Here is a 17321-nt window from a genome sequence, read left to right on the forward strand (position 1 = left end):
AATCGGAATTACAAGTAAACAAAAATCGCAACTAATGGGCTAAAATGAATTAAATGGAGGTGTACTTATGTACCAAGATAAAATCTTAAATGCCTATAAACAGGCTCAAAACTACGTACAAGATAAGCAAATAGCGCATGACTTAGGGATTACACCTCAGAAGATTTGCAAAATTAGAAGCGGAGAACGCTATCTAACTGAAACAGAAGCACTTTTTATTGCTGAAAGGATTGGTTTGTCAGAAGAAGAAGTCTTAGTGTACTTAGCCGCTGACCGCAGCAAAAATCATAAGGCTCAGATGGCTTGGCAGAACATCGCAAAAAAGTTTAACGGGCTTAATATGTCAGGTGTATCAATGGCTTGTGGTAGTTTGGCGTTACTGGCGACCACCCCAGTTGATCCCACGATTCAGTGCGTATTATGTACGTTATGTTAAATTGATTTTAGCCTTTATAAGGCAGGTATCTTTGTGTGATGCCCTGCCTTTATTTGGTGTCGATATTCTTTGATTTATACTGTGTATTTAACCATACTGGCTATTTACCATAAAATACCTAATAACCAGTGATAATAATCTTCGATTTTACCCCTGGCATTAGTTAGAGCTTAACCGCCAGCAAATTTAACTTTGTAGCCTTTCTTTTCAAGATGCGCTTTGAGCTTGTCACGAGCGTCGCCTTGAATCTCGATGTTGCCATCTTTTACTGAGCCGCCGCAGCCACACACTTTTTTGAGTTCCGCTGCCATTAGTTTTAATGGTGCGTCATCTAGGTCTAGGCCCGTTACGATAGAAACGCCTTTGCCTTTACGGCCTTTGGTTTCTTTTTGGATTCGAACGATACCATCGCCTTTAGGACGTTGGACTTTCTCTTCTTCAGGTTTAATGCGACCTGTTTCTGTTGAATATACTAGGCTCATAAATTACTTCTTTTGTTGCTCTGCTTTTTGTTTTGCGAGTAAGTAAGCTTCTATATGACGCTGGATTGCAATCTTGCCGCCTTTGATAAGACGCCCGTTAAACATGCAATACCACGCGTTAGGCTCACCGGTGTCATTCTTGATCTGATAGCCGTTGAAGTTTTCAGTTAGGCCACCAGTTCCTCTCGACTTATTTAATGCAGTGAACTCTTTAGGGTCAATAATAGACGCCGTGTCAATCCACCAATCAATACTCTTCTTCACGGCAGCTAGGTTGCCCTGAATCACATTGTTTTTTAACTTAGCACGCCAAATGGTGTTATTCGCATCCATCGATTGCAGATGGACGCTACGGTAAATTGAATTAGCCATATCTATTAATCATCTTTTTGTTTTCACTGTATTAATCATAAGTATACTTATAATGATATCAAGCATAATATGGTAAAAACACCTGTCGAGGTACGGTAATTTGCGAAAAAAAGTCCCTATTTTAACCGACTCTGTGACAATTAATTCATTTGTTGAAAAATTGAACAGGCACGCGACAATTGAAATTATAGATGAGTTAACAGGATATCAGTACTCTCGTAACTCACTGCTGGGTATCTACAGTGATTGGAATCGCTACCATGCGTTCTGTACTAAAAACCGTATCAACACACTCCCAGCCTCTATTACTGCTGTTCGTCGTTTTCTTGAGACGGAATCCAGTGACAGAAAATACGCATCTTTAAAACGTTACACTGCAACGCTTAGTTTGTTGCATACTGTGTTGAGCTTTGCCAACCCAATCAAGCATAGACAAGTTCGTTTTGCCCTGCTCCACTTGCAAGCTCAAATGGCTGGCGACGCTAAGCAAACCAATGCCATGACATCTGCACACCTCGCGGAGTTAAACACGTTACTTTCAAATGAGAAATCGAGCTTAAAAGAGATCAGAGATATCGCCATTTATAATGTGATGTTTGAGTGTGCTTTAAAACGATCAGAACTTAAGGCGTTATCAATGGGTAATGTCGAGTGCGTTGAAAATGATTACCAGATTACAGTAAAAGATTCAGCGTATCGCCTGTCGCAAGTTGCAAGTGCTGCACTTCAGCGTTGGTTTGCGTTTACTGGGACACAAGACGAGTTACCAGTGTTTCGTGCGATAGACAAGCATGAGAATATCAGTCTGCAACCTTTAGATGATTCGTCGATCTATAGGATACTAAGAAGTGCAAGCGACTTACTTCAGCTCGCAGAAAACCACCATTTTTCAGGGAATTCGATTCGTGTGGGTGCCGCACAAGAGTTGTCAAAACAAGGTCTTAAGGTGAGGGAGATTCAGGATTTTGGTCGTTGGCTCAGCCCTGCAATGCCTGCGCAATATGTGGGTTATTCGGGGACGGCTGAGAGTGAGAAGATGAAGTTTAAAACACTAGTGCCTTGGCAATAAGCTCAAGGCACTATTATGTTCTTTAGCCAGTGGTGTAAGACTCGCTAAGATATTTTGAAACAACTAAGAAATGCTTGTTCTCACACAGTTCTCTAGGAACTGGCTGAATTTGTGGCCATCATGTTCAACCATTTTAGGGAACATGGAAATTGGTGTCATACCTGGGAAGGTGTTGACTTCATTCAGGTAGATCTCGTTGTCTTGTGTTAAGAAGAAATCGATACGAGACAAGTGACGAAGCTTCATTTGGGTGAATACTTTACGAGCACTGTCTGCAATTAACTCTAGTTGTTCATCTGTTAAGTTATTTGCTTCAACTTCGGTAATTGAGTGGCTGTCTGAGCTGTATTTCTCTTCGTAAGAGTAAAATGCGCCATTAGGTGCAATCACCTCGCCCGGTTTGCTGATGTGTAGCTCACCATCGATTTCATAAGCGGCAACTTCTAGCTCTCTAGGCACAACTGATTTCTCAACCAGCACTTGATCAGAGAAGGTAAACGCCTTATTGATCGCTTCGCTTAAGTCTTCCACTTGGTTAACTTGGTAACAACCTACAGAAGAACCTTGACGAGCCGCCTTCACGAACACTTTACCCCAATTTTCAAAAGCTTGAGTCGCTTGTGAATGAGCTTGGTCGTTGTTGTCTGATAAAAACAGATACGGCGTGTTTGGGATGCCAAGTGCATCGTACCAAAGCTTTGAAGTGATTTTGTTGAAGCTGTTGTTGCTCGCTTCAGAACCACAACCTAAGTACGGAATCTTAGCCATTTCAAACAATGATTGAATGTCACCTGTTTCACCCGGGAAGCCGTGAATACAAGGCGCAATGAAATCGACTTTAGACTCTAGGTTGTCGCCACGTAAGGTTTGATTATTGATATCTAGATAAACCAATTCACCTGAATCAAGACACCAGCCTTCGTTTTTAATTTCAACTCTGACAACGTTAAAATCTGCAACGCTATTCAGTTGTTCAAAAAGATAATTGGCTGAAACTAAAGAGACTTCATGCTCTGAAGATCCACCGCCACAAAGTAGAAGGATGTTAATGGTGTTCATGGGTAAATTCGGTCCTTGAAACTAGGAATACTGACTTCAATGATAAACAAAAGTCGAAATAGGTACAGTGTTTTGAACGTTAAAATTGTGTTCGAAAGATCGAGCGATTAACTATTAAACAAAACTGCTGGTCTTAAAACAAAAGAAGGAGCATTTGCTCCCTCTTTCTGAATTAAAACTTAGTTCAACTTGTTAAGCGTTGGGTATTCAGAGTTCTTGATGTCATCAATGCTCTTAACAAACGGCTTCAAGTTTTGGAAAGTGGTTGGCAGCGTTGAGATTGCCTTTTTAGCTTCTAAGCGTGTTGCGTAATCACCGTAAAGTACGGTAAACCACTTAGTGCCGTTAACCATTTTGTAGTTTTCCCAAACTGGTTGAGAAGTCGTAGGTAGCATTTTCACGAAAGAATCGACTTTACTCTGGCTGCCAACAGCAACAACTTGAACCGTGTAACCAAAACGCTGGTTCATATCTTGTTGTTTCTTCGTTGGGCCTGTCACTACTGCAACTGGCTTAGCTTTAGTCGTTTGAGTGACTTTCTGCTCAACAGGTTCGGTTCTGATCACGTTGACAACGTTTTCTTCAACAACGCCTGTTTGCTCAGATTGAGATACAACTGGAGCTTCAACTTTTGCCGTTTTGTACTCTTCTTGATAACTATCTGAAGTTACATTTGTAACGTAGTCGTCCGATACACATGCAGCCAAGAGCAGTGGCAAAGTCACAATTGCAAATTTTTTCATGGAAAGCTCTATATCCTTAATAATAATTACTATAAATCATGCCGATACGTCGGTTTAGAATCAAGTTAACTTTGAGATTATACACCATTAGTGGGTGACCTATTTCACAAACTTTATGCAGTGTTTGCTTATTCATCTGAATTCGGTGAATTTGCCATCAACCCGTGAGTGAAAAGTAAGTTACGATGAACTTACGTGCATTGCTAGGATATGTCTATGAATCATCTTGATCCCCTCCTTAAACCCCGTTCAATCGCTGTTGTTGGTGCTTCTCAACGAGAAACGCGCGCGGGATATATCGTCATGAACAATTTGTTGCACGGGGATTTTAAAGGTGCGGTGATGCCCGTTACGCCAAAATATGACTCGGTGGCAGGCGTACTCTCATACAAGAACATTTTGTCGCTGCCTATCGTGCCTGACCTTGCGATTCTCTGTACCAATGCGACCCGTAATGTGGCCATTTTTGAAGAGCTGGCCGAGAAAGGCATAGCCTCTGTCATTGTGCTTTCTTCCGACATGCAGCAACAAAGCGATAATGGCGAAACGTATGATGCACGATGCCTAGCGATTGCTAAAAAACACAACATTCGGGTGCTTGGCTCCAATAGCTTGGGGATTATTGTCCCTTGGTTAAATTTGAATGCCTCTTTTTCTCCGGTAACTGCGCTGCCAGGTAAAATCGCCTTTGTTTCTCAGTCGGCTGCAGTGTGTACCACGATTCTCGATTGGGCGAACGACAAAGAGATTGGCTTCTCAGCGTTTATCTCGATAGGCAATGGCAGTGACATTGAATTCTCGGAACTCTTGGATTATCTGAGTACCGATTCTCACACCGAAGCGATATTGCTTTATGTCGATAGCATTACTGATGCGAGGCGCTTTATCTCTGCAGCGCGTGCAGCGTCACGCAATCGACGAATTCTAGTACTAAAAGGCGGGCGTACCGCGAAAGGCCGAGCAGCGGCCATGGCACATACCGGTGGTGCCGATACCTTAGACATTATCTATGACTCTGCGATCCGACGTAGCGGTATGTTACGAGTTAAGAACTTACATGAACTGTTTGCTGCGGTAGAGACACTGACTCATTCAGTGCCCTTGCGTGGCGAGCGTTTGGCTATTGTTACCAATGGTGGCGGCCCTGCAATTATGGCCGTGGACACCCTATTTGACCGCGGCGGTAAGCTCGCAGAATTATCTGAAGATACGCTCGATAAACTCAGTAAGGTTTTGCCATCGAGTTGGTCTCATAGCAATCCTATCGACATTGTTGGCGATGCCGGCGATCAACGCTATATCGACACCATAAACATCTTGCTCGATGGTGATGAAGCGGATGCCATTCTTATCATGCACAGCCCTTCTGCGGTCGCACATTCAGCCAAAACAGCAGAGCGAATTATTGAGGCGATTAAAAAGCATCCTCGCCACAAGCGCTTTAATATCTTAACGAATTGGTCTGGGGAGTTAACCGCAAGGCCAGCGAGAAAGCTGTTTACGGAAGCGGGTTTCCCAACCTATCGAACGCCTGAAAGTTCAGTGGTCGCATTCATGCACTTGGTCGAGTACAGACGCAACCAACGTCAGTTAATGGAAACGCCGACCACGGCAGAAAAAGTGCACATTGAAGACTTGGCAGATGCCAAACATTGGATAGAACGCCAACTACTGGATAAAGAAACAGTTAGTCTTGATACCCATCAAAACAGCCAGTTTTTCAAGCACTTCAATCTTGATGTGTTGCCAACTTGGATAGCTTCCGACCCAAGTGAAGCGGTGCACATTGCTGAAACGATCGGTTACCCGGTCGCCGTAAAACTTCGCTCGCCAGACATTGCGCATAAGTCGGACGTTCAAGGTGTGATGCTCAATTTACGAAACAGTAGTGAAGTCGCGAATGCCGCTCAGGCAATTCTCGATCGATCTCAATTGTCGTTCCCTACTGCTCATATCCATGGCTTGTTGATTCAAGGTATGGCCAAGCTTGCAGGCGGCCAAGAACTGCGAGTTAAGGTTACAACGGATGAAACCTTTGGCCCTATCATTTTACTTGGCCAAGGTGGCTCTGAGTGGGACGAATCAATTGATGCCGCTGCTGCTTTCCCACCGCTTAACATGACACTGGCGCGTTACTTGATCATTAGGGCGATAAAAAGTGGCAAGATTCGCCTGCAAAAACTGCCTAACCCGATCGACATTGAAGGTCTCTCTGAGTTGCTGGTTCGTATATCGCAAATGGTAGTGGATTGCCCCGAAATACATGATTTGGATATCCACCCAGTACTGGCCAATGGTGACAAGTTCACGATATTAGATGCCGATATCATCTTGAAAGCGTACGAAGGCGATCCACAAGAACGTCTTGCGATTCGCCCTTATCCGGTCGAGCTTGAAGAGAATATAGTACTCAAGGACGGCACCGAAGTGTTGCTACGCCCTATTCTTCCTGAAGATGAACCGCTTCATGCCGATTTTATTAATCGCGTCTCTAAAGAGGATCTGTATAAGCGTTTCTTTAGTGATGTTGGAGAATTCAACCATGAGGCGTTGGCGAACTTTACTCAGATTGATTTTGATAGAGAAATCGCGTTTGTGGTGGTACGTAAGGAACAAGGTGTGCCTGCGATTATTGGTGTATCGAGAGCGCTAATTAACCCAGAGAACACCGATGCCGAGTTCGCGATTCTGATACGTTCCGATCTGAAAGGTGTCGGCTTAGGTCGTATTCTTATGACTAAGGTTATTGATTACTGCCGTGCGAAGCAGACTAAACAGATGTCGGGCATGACGATGCCAACGAATAGAGGGATGCTGACACTAGCTCAAAAGCTCGGCTTCGAGCTAGATATCAGTTTTGAAGATGGTACTGCAGATATGGTGTTACCGTTACTTTAACGCCCATGTCTTTTTAAGATGTTGGATACACCAAGACTTGGCGTCGCCCATTTTGTTGCGTCGCCAAGCCATGACGATATCGATCGGCTGTGGTTCTGTACCCGAAATCTGCTGTAGAACGCCAGATTCAATCAGCGGCTTAGCAATACTACTCGGCAAGGTGCCAATCCCTAATCCAGTTGTTAGAGCCTCTACCTTTGCAGGGAAGCTTGTTACGGTCAAACGAGGTTGTTTCTCTAGAATGTTGCGACTTAACGCTGGTTGATCGCGTGCAGTATCCGCAATTGCAATAACCCTGTAACTTTCCCTCGCTTTTTGATCGAACTCGCCAGATCGCTTATGAACATAGTGGTTTGTTGCAGCGACCCATACCATTTCCATCTTACCAATGATGTCACTTTTCATATCGTTTGGAATCGTGTCGAGCTTGGGACATACCAATAAATCGGCTCGGCCATCTGTCAGGGATTCCCAACATCCGGCTAAGATCTCTTCTTGTAAGCGAACACGTGTTTTGCTGATTTTCCCGAGTTCGTCGACCAACGGGAAGAAATTGGTAATAGGAATGATGCCATCAAAGGCAATGGTCAAATCTAGCTCCCAGCCATTAGCAAGAATACTCGCATCGTTAACGAGTTGTTCTGTGGCACCAAGAATGATTCTACCTTGCTCTAAGATTAACTGCCCCGCTTCCGTGAAATTTGCACGGTGGCCTGAGCGATCAAAAATCATGATATCTAAGTCTTGCTCTAACTTCTGGATTTGATAACTCAATGAAGAAGGCGCTCGGTCCAGTTCATTCGCTGCAGCTGCGAAACTCCCACGACGATCAATGGCATCTAATATGTGTAATGCTTCAAGTGTTATTGGACTATGCATAGCTTTCCTACTTTATAAATGAGACTTGAATCACAAAAACAGAAGCATTCAGGCTATGAATGGAACTGTAAAAGTCTTTTTAATACAGATGTTTAAGATTATTAATTATGAATTAGTTGATAAGATTAAAAATTATTTAAATGCAAATAATAGTAATTATCATTTAGATCCAATATCATCTTTCGCAAATCAAGATAATACTATGGAACTAAGGTAACTATCAGATGTATAAGCAATCCCTACTCTCTGCTTCAATTGTTTTAGCGCTTTCATCAACATCAGCCTTTGCTGACGATTATGCCCTATTTGATGAGGTTGTTGTATCTTCGACTCGTACTAATCAACAACTTGAAGATGTTGCTGCATCGGTAACTGTGATTAACGATAAAGATATCGAAAAAAACATGGTAACGGATGTAAATGATTTATTTAAGTACACACCAGGTGTCACCGTCACTACGAATTCTCGTCAGGGGATTCAAGGTATTAATATTCGTGGTATGGAAGGTAACCGAGTAAAGGTTATCGTTGATGGAGTATCACAAACTAGCCAATTTACCCCGAGTGGTACTCAGTCATATAACTTCATCAACTCTTCGCGCGTTGATATTGATACGGACATGTTGAAGTCTGTAGAGATAGTTAAAGGTGCGGCTTCTTCTCTTTACGGTTCAGACGCTATTGGTGGTATTGCTGCGTTTGAAACAAAAGACCCAAGTGACTTTTTAAAAGGCAAAGATTTCGGGGGGCACGCGAAGTTCAACTACTCTTCATCTGATAACACATTTAGCGAATCTGTTGCCTTAGCGAATCGTATTGGAGATCTTGAAACGCTAGTTGCTTATACTCGCAGGGATGGTGAGCAAACTGAAAACTTCGGTACACCTAATGAGCAAGACACTCAAAACAACAACTTACTGGTTAAGCTTCAATATCAATTCAATGAACAACATCGTTTAGAATTCTCAGGTAATTTTATCGAGAATTCAGGTGATACCGATTTAAATAGCTCAAGCTACACCGGTTACACTGGCGAAGATTCGACTAGTCAACAACAAATTGGTATCAAACATATTTGGGATGCTAACTTAGCGTTTGCCGACACCGTTACTTGGCAAGCTGACTGGTTGAGCAAAGAAGAAAATGGCGTAACTAATCGTACTTCTAATGGCGGTAGTATGTTCTTACCGCCAGCTGGCAACGTTCAGAAAAAGGACTATATCTACGAAGATAAAGGTTACCAGCTGGATGTGCAATTCGATAAGTTCTTCATGACAGGTAATGTAGAAAATTACTTTATCTATGGTGCTTCATATTCGGACAAAGATATTAAAAACGTTAATAACGAATATAACTCAATCAGTGCAGACCAAGTTATCTTCTATATTCCTTCAGCATCAGAAAGAAAGTATGGATTTTTTGCACAAAATGAAATGACGATCGGAAATTGGATGATTACTCCGGGGGTTCGTTTTGACGGCTTTGAAACGGATCCTGGTGATACAAGCCAAAACCCAAGTGGAAACCCTGAAGAAGCTTATGCAAAATATTCAGACTCAGCTGTAACTGGACGCTTAGGTACAACTTACACGCTTAATGACGAAAATAAGATCTTCGGTCAAATTAGCCAAGGATTCAGAGCTCCTGATTTCCAAGAGCTTTACTATTCATTTGGTAATCCAGCTCACGGTTATGTTAATGCCCCTAACCCAGATTTAGAAGCTGAAGAAAGTATTTCATACGAGCTAGGTTGGCGCCACAACACAAATTATTCATCAAGTGAAATCGCTATCTTCTACAGCGACTATGATAACTTTATTGATACTCAGCCTGTTAGTGGTTCTGGCTCTCCTATGGATCCGACAGTCTATAAGAATATCAACATTGATGAAGCAGTAATCAAAGGTATCGAGGCTTCAAACACGTTGTCTTGGAATAGCTTCATGCCGGTACAAGGTGTGAGTACCCGTGTTGCAGCTACGTACACAGAAGGTGAAGACGGTGAAGGTAACCCTCTTAACAGTGTGAATCCTTGGAATGCTGTAGTTGGATTTAACTATGATGCTCCTTCAGCGTTATGGGGTACATCACTTAACATTAGTTATACAGCTGGCAAGAAGTCTAGTGATATAAATAGCGCGGGTCTTAAAGACGAAATTCTACCGACTGATTCTGCAACAGTAGTTGACCTAACTGCATACTACTTGCCGATGAAGGATCTTACGCTTAGAGCTGGTCTTTTCAACGTTACGGATGAAGAGTACTATTCGTGGAATGATGTTCGTGGATTCTCACAAGAAGATAAAGATTACACGCAAGCTGGTCGTAACTGGTCAATCACCGCTAAATACGAATTCTAATTCGTTAGTAAGCTGAACCACAGAAACGTATACAGCAGAGACTAAAAAGCCAGCTAAATGCTGGCTTTTATTATTTCACTAAAAATTGTATCAAAAAGGGATAAAGTGAAATTACTTCTCTGCCATCTCTTTCTTAACCATTACTGCAGCAGCAATGATGAAAGTGATAATTAGGCCTAGTTCCATGATTAACTCCAAAGAAAATTAACATTAAACATATAATTCGCGAGCATGATAACAACAACCGATACAGAATGATACTTTTTAACCACTAATTCACTTTTTATTCGATTTAGATCAAAAAAGATGCCCTAAAGCATCTTTTTGTATATTAATCATTCATGAAACTACTAGATCAGCCAGGGAAACCATTAGGGTTCGTTGACTGCCAGCGCCATGTATCTTCCGTCATTTCAGTCAATGTACGCGTCGCATTCCAGCCCAGCTCTTTCTGAGCTTTAGCAGGGTCTGCCCAACATTCTGCGATATCACCTGGGCGACGATCGACCAGTTTATAAGGGACTTGTTTACCGCTCGCTTTCTCGAACGCTTTAACCATATCTAATACACTCGAACCGTTACCAGTGCCAAGGTTGTAGATATGAAGACCGTCTTTACGCCCTACTTTCTCAAGCGCTGCAATATGGCCATCAGACAGATCCATGACGTGAATGTAATCACGAACACCAGTCCCATCTTTTGTTGGATAATCGCTACCAAATACCGATAGGAATTCACGGCGGCCCACGGCTACTTGAGAGACAAATGGCATTAGGTTATTTGGAATACCTTGCGGGTCTTCACCTAGCTCACCACTTGGGTGTGAACCTACTGGGTTAAAGTAACGCAGCAGTGTAATGCTCCAATCTGGATTGGCTTTTTGGAAATCGGTTAAGCACTCTTCAACCATTAGCTTACTACGACCGTAAGGATTGGTTGCGCTTGTTGGAAAATCTTCTGTGATAGGCACACTCGCAGGATCGCCGTAGACCGTTGCTGAAGAGCTGAATACTAAGGTTTTCACACCAGCGTCACGCATTGCATCAACAAGAACTAACGTACCGTTCACGTTATTGTCATAGTATTCAAGTGGCTTAGCCACAGATTCACCAACCGCCTTTAGACCAGCGAAATGAATAACGGCTTCAATGTTGTGTTGCTTCATGGTTTCAGTCAAAAGCACTTTATCACGAACGTCACCTTCAATGAAATTAGGGCGAACACCAGATACTTTTTCGATACGCTCTAGAACGCTTGGTTTACTGTTATACAAGCTATCAAAAAGTACAGGTGTCATTCCTGCGTTGATCATCTGGATACTTGTATGGCTACCTATGTAACCCATGCCACCTGTAACTAAAACATTCATGTCTAGCAGACCTTTTAATTAAAAATATTCAACCTATCACTTATGATACAACAACTTAGGTAGAGGTCACAAACGCCTACGGCTATTAACTATCACGAGAGAACACAAATTGACCTTTTCCTTTGCGTTTTGCTTGGTACATCGCCTCATCGGCAACCTTTAGGATCACGTCTATATCACGCTCTGAACCATCAACTAAGTGTATGCCCAAGCTCGCTCCAACATGAAGCGAGCGCTGTTTATGGATCACTTCTTGCCCGATCAGCTCCAACAGTCGCTCCGCTAACTTTGCTAACAAGACTTTGTTGGTTTGTTTAATAATAAGAACAAATTCATCACCCGACAAACGTGCTACCAAATCTCCTGCACGAACTTGAGATAACAACCGGCTCGATACTGCTTTGAGGATTTCGTCGCCCGCATCGTGTCCATAGTTATCATTAACGTGTTTAAAGCCATCGAGATCCAAATAGATAACCGCGAAGTGTTGATTAGAATAATGGCTAGACGTGACTACATCATCCATCACTTTATACAGCTGAGCTCTGTTGGCCAAACCCGTTAATGCGTCGTGATGAGCCAAGTGTTCGAGCCTTTCCATCTCTTTGACATTAGATAAATCAGACAATGTGAGTACCATATCAAACTCGTCTTTCTCGTTGTCTGACGAAACTCGATTCACTTTTACAAACATTGGAACCAAAGTGCCGGATGCACTCTTCTCCCATACCTCGCCTTGCCACTGCCCATAATTTTCCAATGAACTGCGAATTGTCGGCATTAGGGATGAAAATTGTTGCCAAGAAAACACGTCAAATGGTGTTTTGCCCACCAGCAGATCGGCGTGATAACCGAGAAGTTGGGTGACAGCTGGGTTAACCATGGTAATTACGTTGGATGAATTCAGTACGATTAAGCCGTCTTTGCTGTTCTCAAAAACACCCGCAGCTATACGCTGGCGACTCATGGCCGTTTCCATCCCCGTGACATCTTGGATTGCATAAAGAATACGACCGTGCTTTGGCAACGAACGGCTACTCACACGAAGCCAGCGTTTTGAGTGAAAGAGATCGGTGGTTTCGAGTAGTTCGTCATTGAGCTCAATCTTAGCGTCGATAACCTCTTGTAAGAGCCCAGTTTGCTTTGTCGCGATCAACTCTTGGATCAACAAATTTTCAAGAAACGCTTCGGTACATTTAAAAATGTCACGAGTAGCAGCGTTCGCATGAACGATGAACCCTTTTTCATCGGCTACCAACAACGAGTGCTGAACAGTTTCAATTACCTCATTTGCAAACGACTTTTCTTCTTGTAGTTTATCGAGCGTAAAATTGATTTGGTTGTCACGATGTTGAAGTCTTTCGAGCATGGTATTAAAAGCTCGAACCAGATCCCCTATCTCATCGTGGTTCGTTGCGACTAATTTTTGTTGTTCTGAACGACGTTCAACAAAGGCTTGCATCGCCTCATTAAGGTCAAACATCGGTTCGATAATCAAGCGTTGAACCAATTTGACTAGTACCCCGCCTAAGATCACCAGAAACAGCAAGTAGACGGCCGCAACCTTGAAAATATTCGTTAAGATCGTATTAAACGTCTCTTTTGATATTGTCACTCTCAAGTTAGCGATCACAGCGTCATCCAGCGTCACCGGAACAAGCAAAAAGATGAAATTCTCGGAGATGGCAAATTGGTGATCCACGATGTCATTTAATTCATCTGTATTCGGCCTTGGAACCAGCGTATTACTCACTTGATAACTCGCAAAAAGCTGTTCATTAATGTCATAGAGCTTCACCCTGACGATATCTTTATCCGCAACGAAGGCTGACAAAATCTCCTGAGCCGAGGATTTATCCTCAAATAGAATCGCGGCTTGTAGGTTATAAGCAACACCTTGTGCCAACACTTTAACTCGCTGAATAAGACTCTCTTTTTCTCGCTCAAAAGTGACAGTGTAATTCACTGATTGAATCGTCACAAAAGTAACCGCGATGAAGATGACAATCGGTAATATCAGCTTGTTTTTAATCGATAAATTATTAATGAAAGACAACATTATTGGCCCTCCACTATAGCGATTCGTAACAGGTTTGAGCCGATGACGTATTCACCGCGTCTTGCATTCACTAAGTTGATCTTAGGCTTTAGCTTATTATTGATGTGCGTTAGCTCAATGACTCCTCCCATGTCCGTAAAGTTTGGGATATCGCTAATCGTCACAGTATGTGGTGAGTGGGCTTTACGGCTAAATTCATCATTATCGAGATCAGATAGATAAGTGATATCACACTTAGGAGTCACCAATTGATGAACTTGAATAGCAAAAGAACGAATAGATTTTCCTTGTGTAATCGACTTCAGTGCTTTGCTTACCTTCTCATCGCCAATCACACAGAAGTTAACCGTATTCATTGTGCTTTCGTCGTTCCAACGAATAAAGTTGGCAATTCTAAATAGGTACACCGCTTTCACTTCATAAGGCTTGAAGCTAGCCGCCGATGTATTCAAAGGCACAATAAACATCGCTAAAGTGGCAAGGCTGAGTTTAGTAAAACCAAGCTTAATACGGTACTTGAGCCACTTAGAATTCATGAGAGACCCTCACATATACGGACTCTTGGTTAACACTTTTCTCAGACGTGAACTCAGCTTGATAACCGTCACTCTTACCAATGTTTTCAACGACCACTTCAATTAAAGGTGCTGCGGATGATTTTTTCCATGCAAGACGTGCATCAAAGGTTATTTCATGTGGGTAAGATTGCCATTCGTATTGAGTGCCATCGCCTGCTATCCAATAGTCTGGGTAATTCACATTAATGTATTGGCCGATAACATCGAATTGCCAGCTATCGGTGATATTCCACATCAACTGTGCCGTGGCTAAATGTTCATTATCAATATCGTAATAGACGCCAGTTTGTGGGCTAGATTTAGGGTCATCCCCTTTGTTTTCGCCTTCTAACGTTGAATAAGCATAACTAAGGTAACTGGTGAGATCTTCTGTAAGTTGATAACTTGCACCTAGCTCTAAGCCATAGGTTTTCGCTTTATAATCATCAGATAATGCACCGACATAGACATGATTCGCGGGGATATCATTCGGGTCATAGCTGTGGAAGCGTAGATTGTCATGTTCACTCAGGTAGATTGTTGCATCGAGCTCGAAATTTGAATTGTTAGAGTAGCGATACCCCATTTCAGCCGTTATGACGTCCTCTATTTCAAGGTTAGAGTTTGATTTATAGACATCCAGATAACTGTCGTTTGAATCGGTATTATAACTGTTGAAGTAGTATGTAGAGTTTGAATCCATATATGATGGTGCAACCACTGCACGGCTGAGCCCCGCCCACACAGAATGACGTTGAGTTAACTTATATAAACCTCGCAATTGAGGTGAAAGCTCAGTTGAATCATTCTGTGTAAAGTGCTCGACCTTGGCACCAATAGTAATAGATAGCGCTTCCGTCATTTGAATTTGAGACTGTATAAAAGCGTTCGCAATATAATCGTTGGCAGATTGGATATTGTAGGCTCGACCTTCGTAATCGGGATTGTACCAATCAACCTCCGAAACTTGGCTAGACGAGAAATCAAGATACATATATCGCAGGCCACCACCGAGTGTCATCTGATGCTTTGCAGATAGCTGGTTGATATAGGTCGAGTCAAAATCGAGGGTCGAGTAGCTTCCCGGAGCATCTGGCGCGTTATCCTCATTATATTCCCCCCATAACGAGTATGAGAGTGTCGAACTTTCATCAAAATGGCGAGAGTCGTTGAATTGGACGTAAACAGATTGGCTCTTGTTATCGAAATCATTGGCTTGTGAATCGACAAACGAACCTGAGTTATCATATTGGAACGTATAGAGTTCCGACTCGTAAAAGCTTTTCTCGCCGCCGATACGTAATGACCAACTTTCTTCGGCATTACTTGGTTGAAACACCATCCCAGCCGTTTGCGCTTTCCATTTTTCAGATTCGTTTGTGCGATACGTGGGTTCTTCTCGGTACTTATAGAATGCACGCGCATTCACATCGTCATTAAAGCTTAAACCCTGACGAACACTAAACTCGTAATTATCAGTATTAGAAGCGACACCAGAGAGATACGTCCCTTGAGTATCACTGGCAGACTTAGTAATGATATTCACCACACCATTAACCGCATTGCCTCCCCAAATCGTTCCGCCGGGGCCTTTTAATACTTCGATACGTTCGATGTCGGCAAGTATATAGTCAACATCACTCCAATACGTGCCGCCATAGACTGGGCTAAATAAGCTTCGTCCATCCATCATCACGAGCATTTTGTTATACAGCCCATCATGAAAGCCGCGCGTCGAAACAAACCACGAGGTCTCGTTAAACTTAGTCACTTTGAGGCCGGGTACTAGCGTCAGCACTTCCGCAATGGTTTTCGCCCCACTGCGTTGAATTCGCTCATTAGAAAGTACATAAACCGATGAGGGAATGTCGGTAAGTTTTTGTGTCACTTTCGAAGCCGTTTCCATCTCAACATCTAACATAGACAACTCTTCAAGGCTCATCGACATGAGTTGGTCTAAAGAGTTTTCTTGAGCAGCTACAAAAACAGGTGTCGTTAATGCTAGTCCTAAGCAAACCTGGCGCGATATCATGTGCTCACCTAATATACAGATAGATATTAATCCTTTAATCAATAGTTCAATCATATATGAAATGCCATACTGGTAAATTTTCGGTGTCGAAAGTTTGAGTCAGGTCACTGTTTATTTATGGCATTTATAAGACCGTCATTACTTACCTCAACGTAAAGGATTAGCACCACGTGACAACGAAGATTTTGCTTAATTGCGACATGGGAGAAAGTTTCGGCAATTGGAAGATGGGCGATGATGAGTCGGTCATGGAATGGGTCGATATGGCAAACATCGCTTGTGGCTTTCACGCGTCTGATCCGCACGTTATGTCCAAAACCATAAAACTAGCGCAGCACTATCACACCCAAATCGGTGCTCACCCTGGTTATCAAGATTTGGTTGGGTTTGGTCGCCGTTCTATTCCTCATACCATGGACGAGATCAGTGAACTGGTTTGTTATCAAGTCGGTGCACTACAAGCCCTTTGCCGATATCACCATGCATCTGTTGGCTATGTGAAACCTCATGGCGCCCTTTACAACGATATGATGGCGAACATTGATGTGTTTAATGCGGTAGCCCAAGCAGTCGCTGAATTTAACATCCCCTTAATGATCCTCTCTTCGTCAGACAATCAGCAGTATTTAGATATTGCTGACGATCATGACTTACCCCTCTTGTTTGAAGCGTTTGCCGACCGTGCATACTTGAATAATGGGCAGTTATCGCCGCGAACTCAAAAAGGCTCGGTTTACGTCAATCAAGACGACATCTACAACCAAGTCATGCAAATCATTAACTACGGTTCGGTCACGACCATTGAAGGTGAACGACTGCCTATTGAAGCCGATACCATCTGTGTTCATGGTGATAACCCCCAATCCATCGCATTAATTAGAAAAATCAGACAAGACCTTAACGCTTTTAACTAGTATGAAGCGTGTGATTGGTATGGCGCATGGCCTTATCACTCGCCTAACCGAGCATCCAACCAATTACTCGTAAGGTCTAATCGCTTTGTATT

At 42.8% G+C, this 17321-nt stretch carries 14 protein-coding genes; 5 read left to right on the plus strand and 9 right to left on the minus strand.

Annotated elements, in window-relative coordinates; translation table 11 throughout:
- Positions 1–67: 67 nt before the first annotated feature.
- The gene (locus tag AC3CH4_RS22805) at positions 68–436 is read left to right on the plus strand and encodes a DUF3693 domain-containing protein (RefSeq protein WP_488543882.1); all 369 of its coding nucleotides are present in this window, start codon (positions 68–70) and stop codon (positions 434–436) included.
- 170 nt (positions 437–606) lie between these two features.
- Here AC3CH4_RS22805 and yciH read toward each other — a convergent pair whose 3' ends face one another.
- Entirely contained in the window at positions 607–918 is a 312-nt protein-coding gene (yciH, locus tag AC3CH4_RS22810) for a stress response translation initiation inhibitor YciH (protein WP_009845368.1), read from the minus strand.
- Positions 919–921: 3 nt separating this feature from the next.
- Complete coding sequence (locus AC3CH4_RS22815) at positions 922–1290, minus strand: DUF3319 domain-containing protein (RefSeq protein WP_004730993.1); 369 nt, start codon at positions 1288–1290, stop codon at positions 922–924.
- Between the two features lie 100 nt (positions 1291–1390).
- Here AC3CH4_RS22815 and AC3CH4_RS22820 point away from each other — a divergent pair, with 100 nt between their 5' ends.
- Positions 1391–2359, plus strand: coding sequence for a tyrosine-type recombinase/integrase (locus AC3CH4_RS22820; RefSeq protein ID WP_488543883.1), 969 nt, complete (start codon positions 1391–1393; stop codon positions 2357–2359).
- 63 nt (positions 2360–2422) lie between these two features.
- Here the strand turns inward: AC3CH4_RS22820 and AC3CH4_RS22825 are convergent, their stop codons facing one another.
- Entirely contained in the window at positions 2423–3418 is a 996-nt protein-coding gene (locus tag AC3CH4_RS22825) for a D-alanine--D-alanine ligase (RefSeq protein WP_054546869.1), read from the minus strand.
- 179 nt (positions 3419–3597) lie between these two features.
- Complete coding sequence (locus AC3CH4_RS22830; RefSeq protein ID WP_004730988.1) at positions 3598–4161, minus strand: SPOR domain-containing protein; 564 nt, start codon at positions 4159–4161, stop codon at positions 3598–3600.
- A 216-nt stretch (positions 4162–4377) separates the two neighbouring features.
- On the opposite strand from AC3CH4_RS22830, the gene AC3CH4_RS22835 reads away from it, so the two are divergent.
- The gene (locus AC3CH4_RS22835) at positions 4378–7059 is read left to right on the plus strand and encodes a bifunctional acetate--CoA ligase family protein/GNAT family N-acetyltransferase (protein ID WP_237288879.1); all 2682 of its coding nucleotides are present in this window, start codon (positions 4378–4380) and stop codon (positions 7057–7059) included.
- On the opposite strand, the gene AC3CH4_RS22840 is transcribed toward AC3CH4_RS22835, so the two are convergent.
- Positions 7051–7938: a LysR family transcriptional regulator gene (locus tag AC3CH4_RS22840; RefSeq protein WP_488543884.1), complete on the minus strand. Its 888-nt coding sequence runs from the start codon at positions 7936–7938 to the stop codon at positions 7051–7053. The two genes, AC3CH4_RS22835 and AC3CH4_RS22840, sit on opposite strands and share 9 nt — an antisense overlap.
- 224 nt (positions 7939–8162) lie before the next feature.
- Here AC3CH4_RS22840 and AC3CH4_RS22845 point away from each other — a divergent pair, with 224 nt between their 5' ends.
- Positions 8163–10298, plus strand: a complete 2136-nt coding sequence (locus AC3CH4_RS22845; RefSeq protein ID WP_171310512.1) for a TonB-dependent hemoglobin/transferrin/lactoferrin family receptor — start codon at positions 8163–8165, stop codon at positions 10296–10298.
- Between the two features lie 355 nt (positions 10299–10653).
- Here the strand turns inward: AC3CH4_RS22845 and galE are convergent, their stop codons facing one another.
- The 4 genes from galE to AC3CH4_RS22865 all read right to left on the minus strand — a co-directional run bounded on the left by galE (position 10654) and on the right by AC3CH4_RS22865 (position 16315).
- Entirely contained in the window at positions 10654–11667 is a 1014-nt protein-coding gene (gene galE, locus AC3CH4_RS22850; protein ID WP_488543885.1) for a UDP-glucose 4-epimerase GalE, read from the minus strand.
- An 85-nt stretch (positions 11668–11752) separates the two neighbouring features.
- On the minus strand, positions 11753–13726 hold the full coding sequence (locus AC3CH4_RS22855) for a diguanylate cyclase (RefSeq protein ID WP_488543886.1): 1974 nt from the start codon (positions 13724–13726) through the stop codon (positions 11753–11755).
- Positions 13726–14262 (minus strand): YfiR family protein, encoded by a 537-nt coding sequence (locus AC3CH4_RS22860; RefSeq protein WP_488543887.1) that lies wholly within the window; start codon positions 14260–14262, stop codon positions 13726–13728. The genes AC3CH4_RS22855 and AC3CH4_RS22860 overlap by 1 nt, the downstream gene beginning before the upstream one ends.
- Positions 14252–16315, minus strand: coding sequence for a TonB-dependent receptor plug domain-containing protein (locus AC3CH4_RS22865; RefSeq protein ID WP_488543888.1), 2064 nt, complete (start codon positions 16313–16315; stop codon positions 14252–14254). The genes AC3CH4_RS22860 and AC3CH4_RS22865 overlap by 11 nt, the downstream gene beginning before the upstream one ends.
- Positions 16316–16485: 170 nt before the next feature.
- On the opposite strand from AC3CH4_RS22865, the gene AC3CH4_RS22870 reads away from it, so the two are divergent.
- Entirely contained in the window at positions 16486–17229 is a 744-nt protein-coding gene (locus AC3CH4_RS22870) for a 5-oxoprolinase subunit PxpA (RefSeq protein ID WP_017064591.1), read from the plus strand.
- Positions 17230–17321: the final 92 nt, after the last annotated feature.

The sequence above is a fragment of the Vibrio sp. QJM3NY_26 genome, assembly GCF_057786005.1.

Bases quoted from the DNA above. Each gene is read 5' to 3' on its own strand.
- AC3CH4_RS22805 (WP_488543882.1), top strand. From the start codon at position 68: ATGTACCAAGATAAAATCTTAAATGCCTATAAACAGGCTCAAAACTAC.
- yciH (WP_009845368.1), bottom strand. From the start codon at position 918: ATGAGCCTAGTATATTCAACAGAAACAGGTCGCATTAAACCTGAAGAA.
- AC3CH4_RS22815 (WP_004730993.1), bottom strand. From the start codon at position 1,290: ATGGCTAATTCAATTTACCGTAGCGTCCATCTGCAATCGATGGATGCG.
- AC3CH4_RS22825 (WP_054546869.1), bottom strand. From the start codon at position 3,418: ATGAACACCATTAACATCCTTCTACTTTGTGGCGGTGGATCTTCAGAG.
- AC3CH4_RS22830 (WP_004730988.1), bottom strand. From the start codon at position 4,161: ATGAAAAAATTTGCAATTGTGACTTTGCCACTGCTCTTGGCTGCATGT.
- AC3CH4_RS22835 (WP_237288879.1), top strand. From the start codon at position 4,378: ATGAATCATCTTGATCCCCTCCTTAAACCCCGTTCAATCGCTGTTGTT.
- AC3CH4_RS22840 (WP_488543884.1), bottom strand. From the start codon at position 7,938: ATGCATAGTCCAATAACACTTGAAGCATTACACATATTAGATGCCATT.
- AC3CH4_RS22845 (WP_171310512.1), top strand. From the start codon at position 8,163: ATGTATAAGCAATCCCTACTCTCTGCTTCAATTGTTTTAGCGCTTTCA.
- galE (WP_488543885.1), bottom strand. From the start codon at position 11,667: ATGAATGTTTTAGTTACAGGTGGCATGGGTTACATAGGTAGCCATACA.
- AC3CH4_RS22855 (WP_488543886.1), bottom strand. From the start codon at position 13,726: ATGTTGTCTTTCATTAATAATTTATCGATTAAAAACAAGCTGATATTA.
- AC3CH4_RS22860 (WP_488543887.1), bottom strand. From the start codon at position 14,262: ATGAATTCTAAGTGGCTCAAGTACCGTATTAAGCTTGGTTTTACTAAA.
- AC3CH4_RS22865 (WP_488543888.1), bottom strand. From the start codon at position 16,315: ATGATATCGCGCCAGGTTTGCTTAGGACTAGCATTAACGACACCTGTT.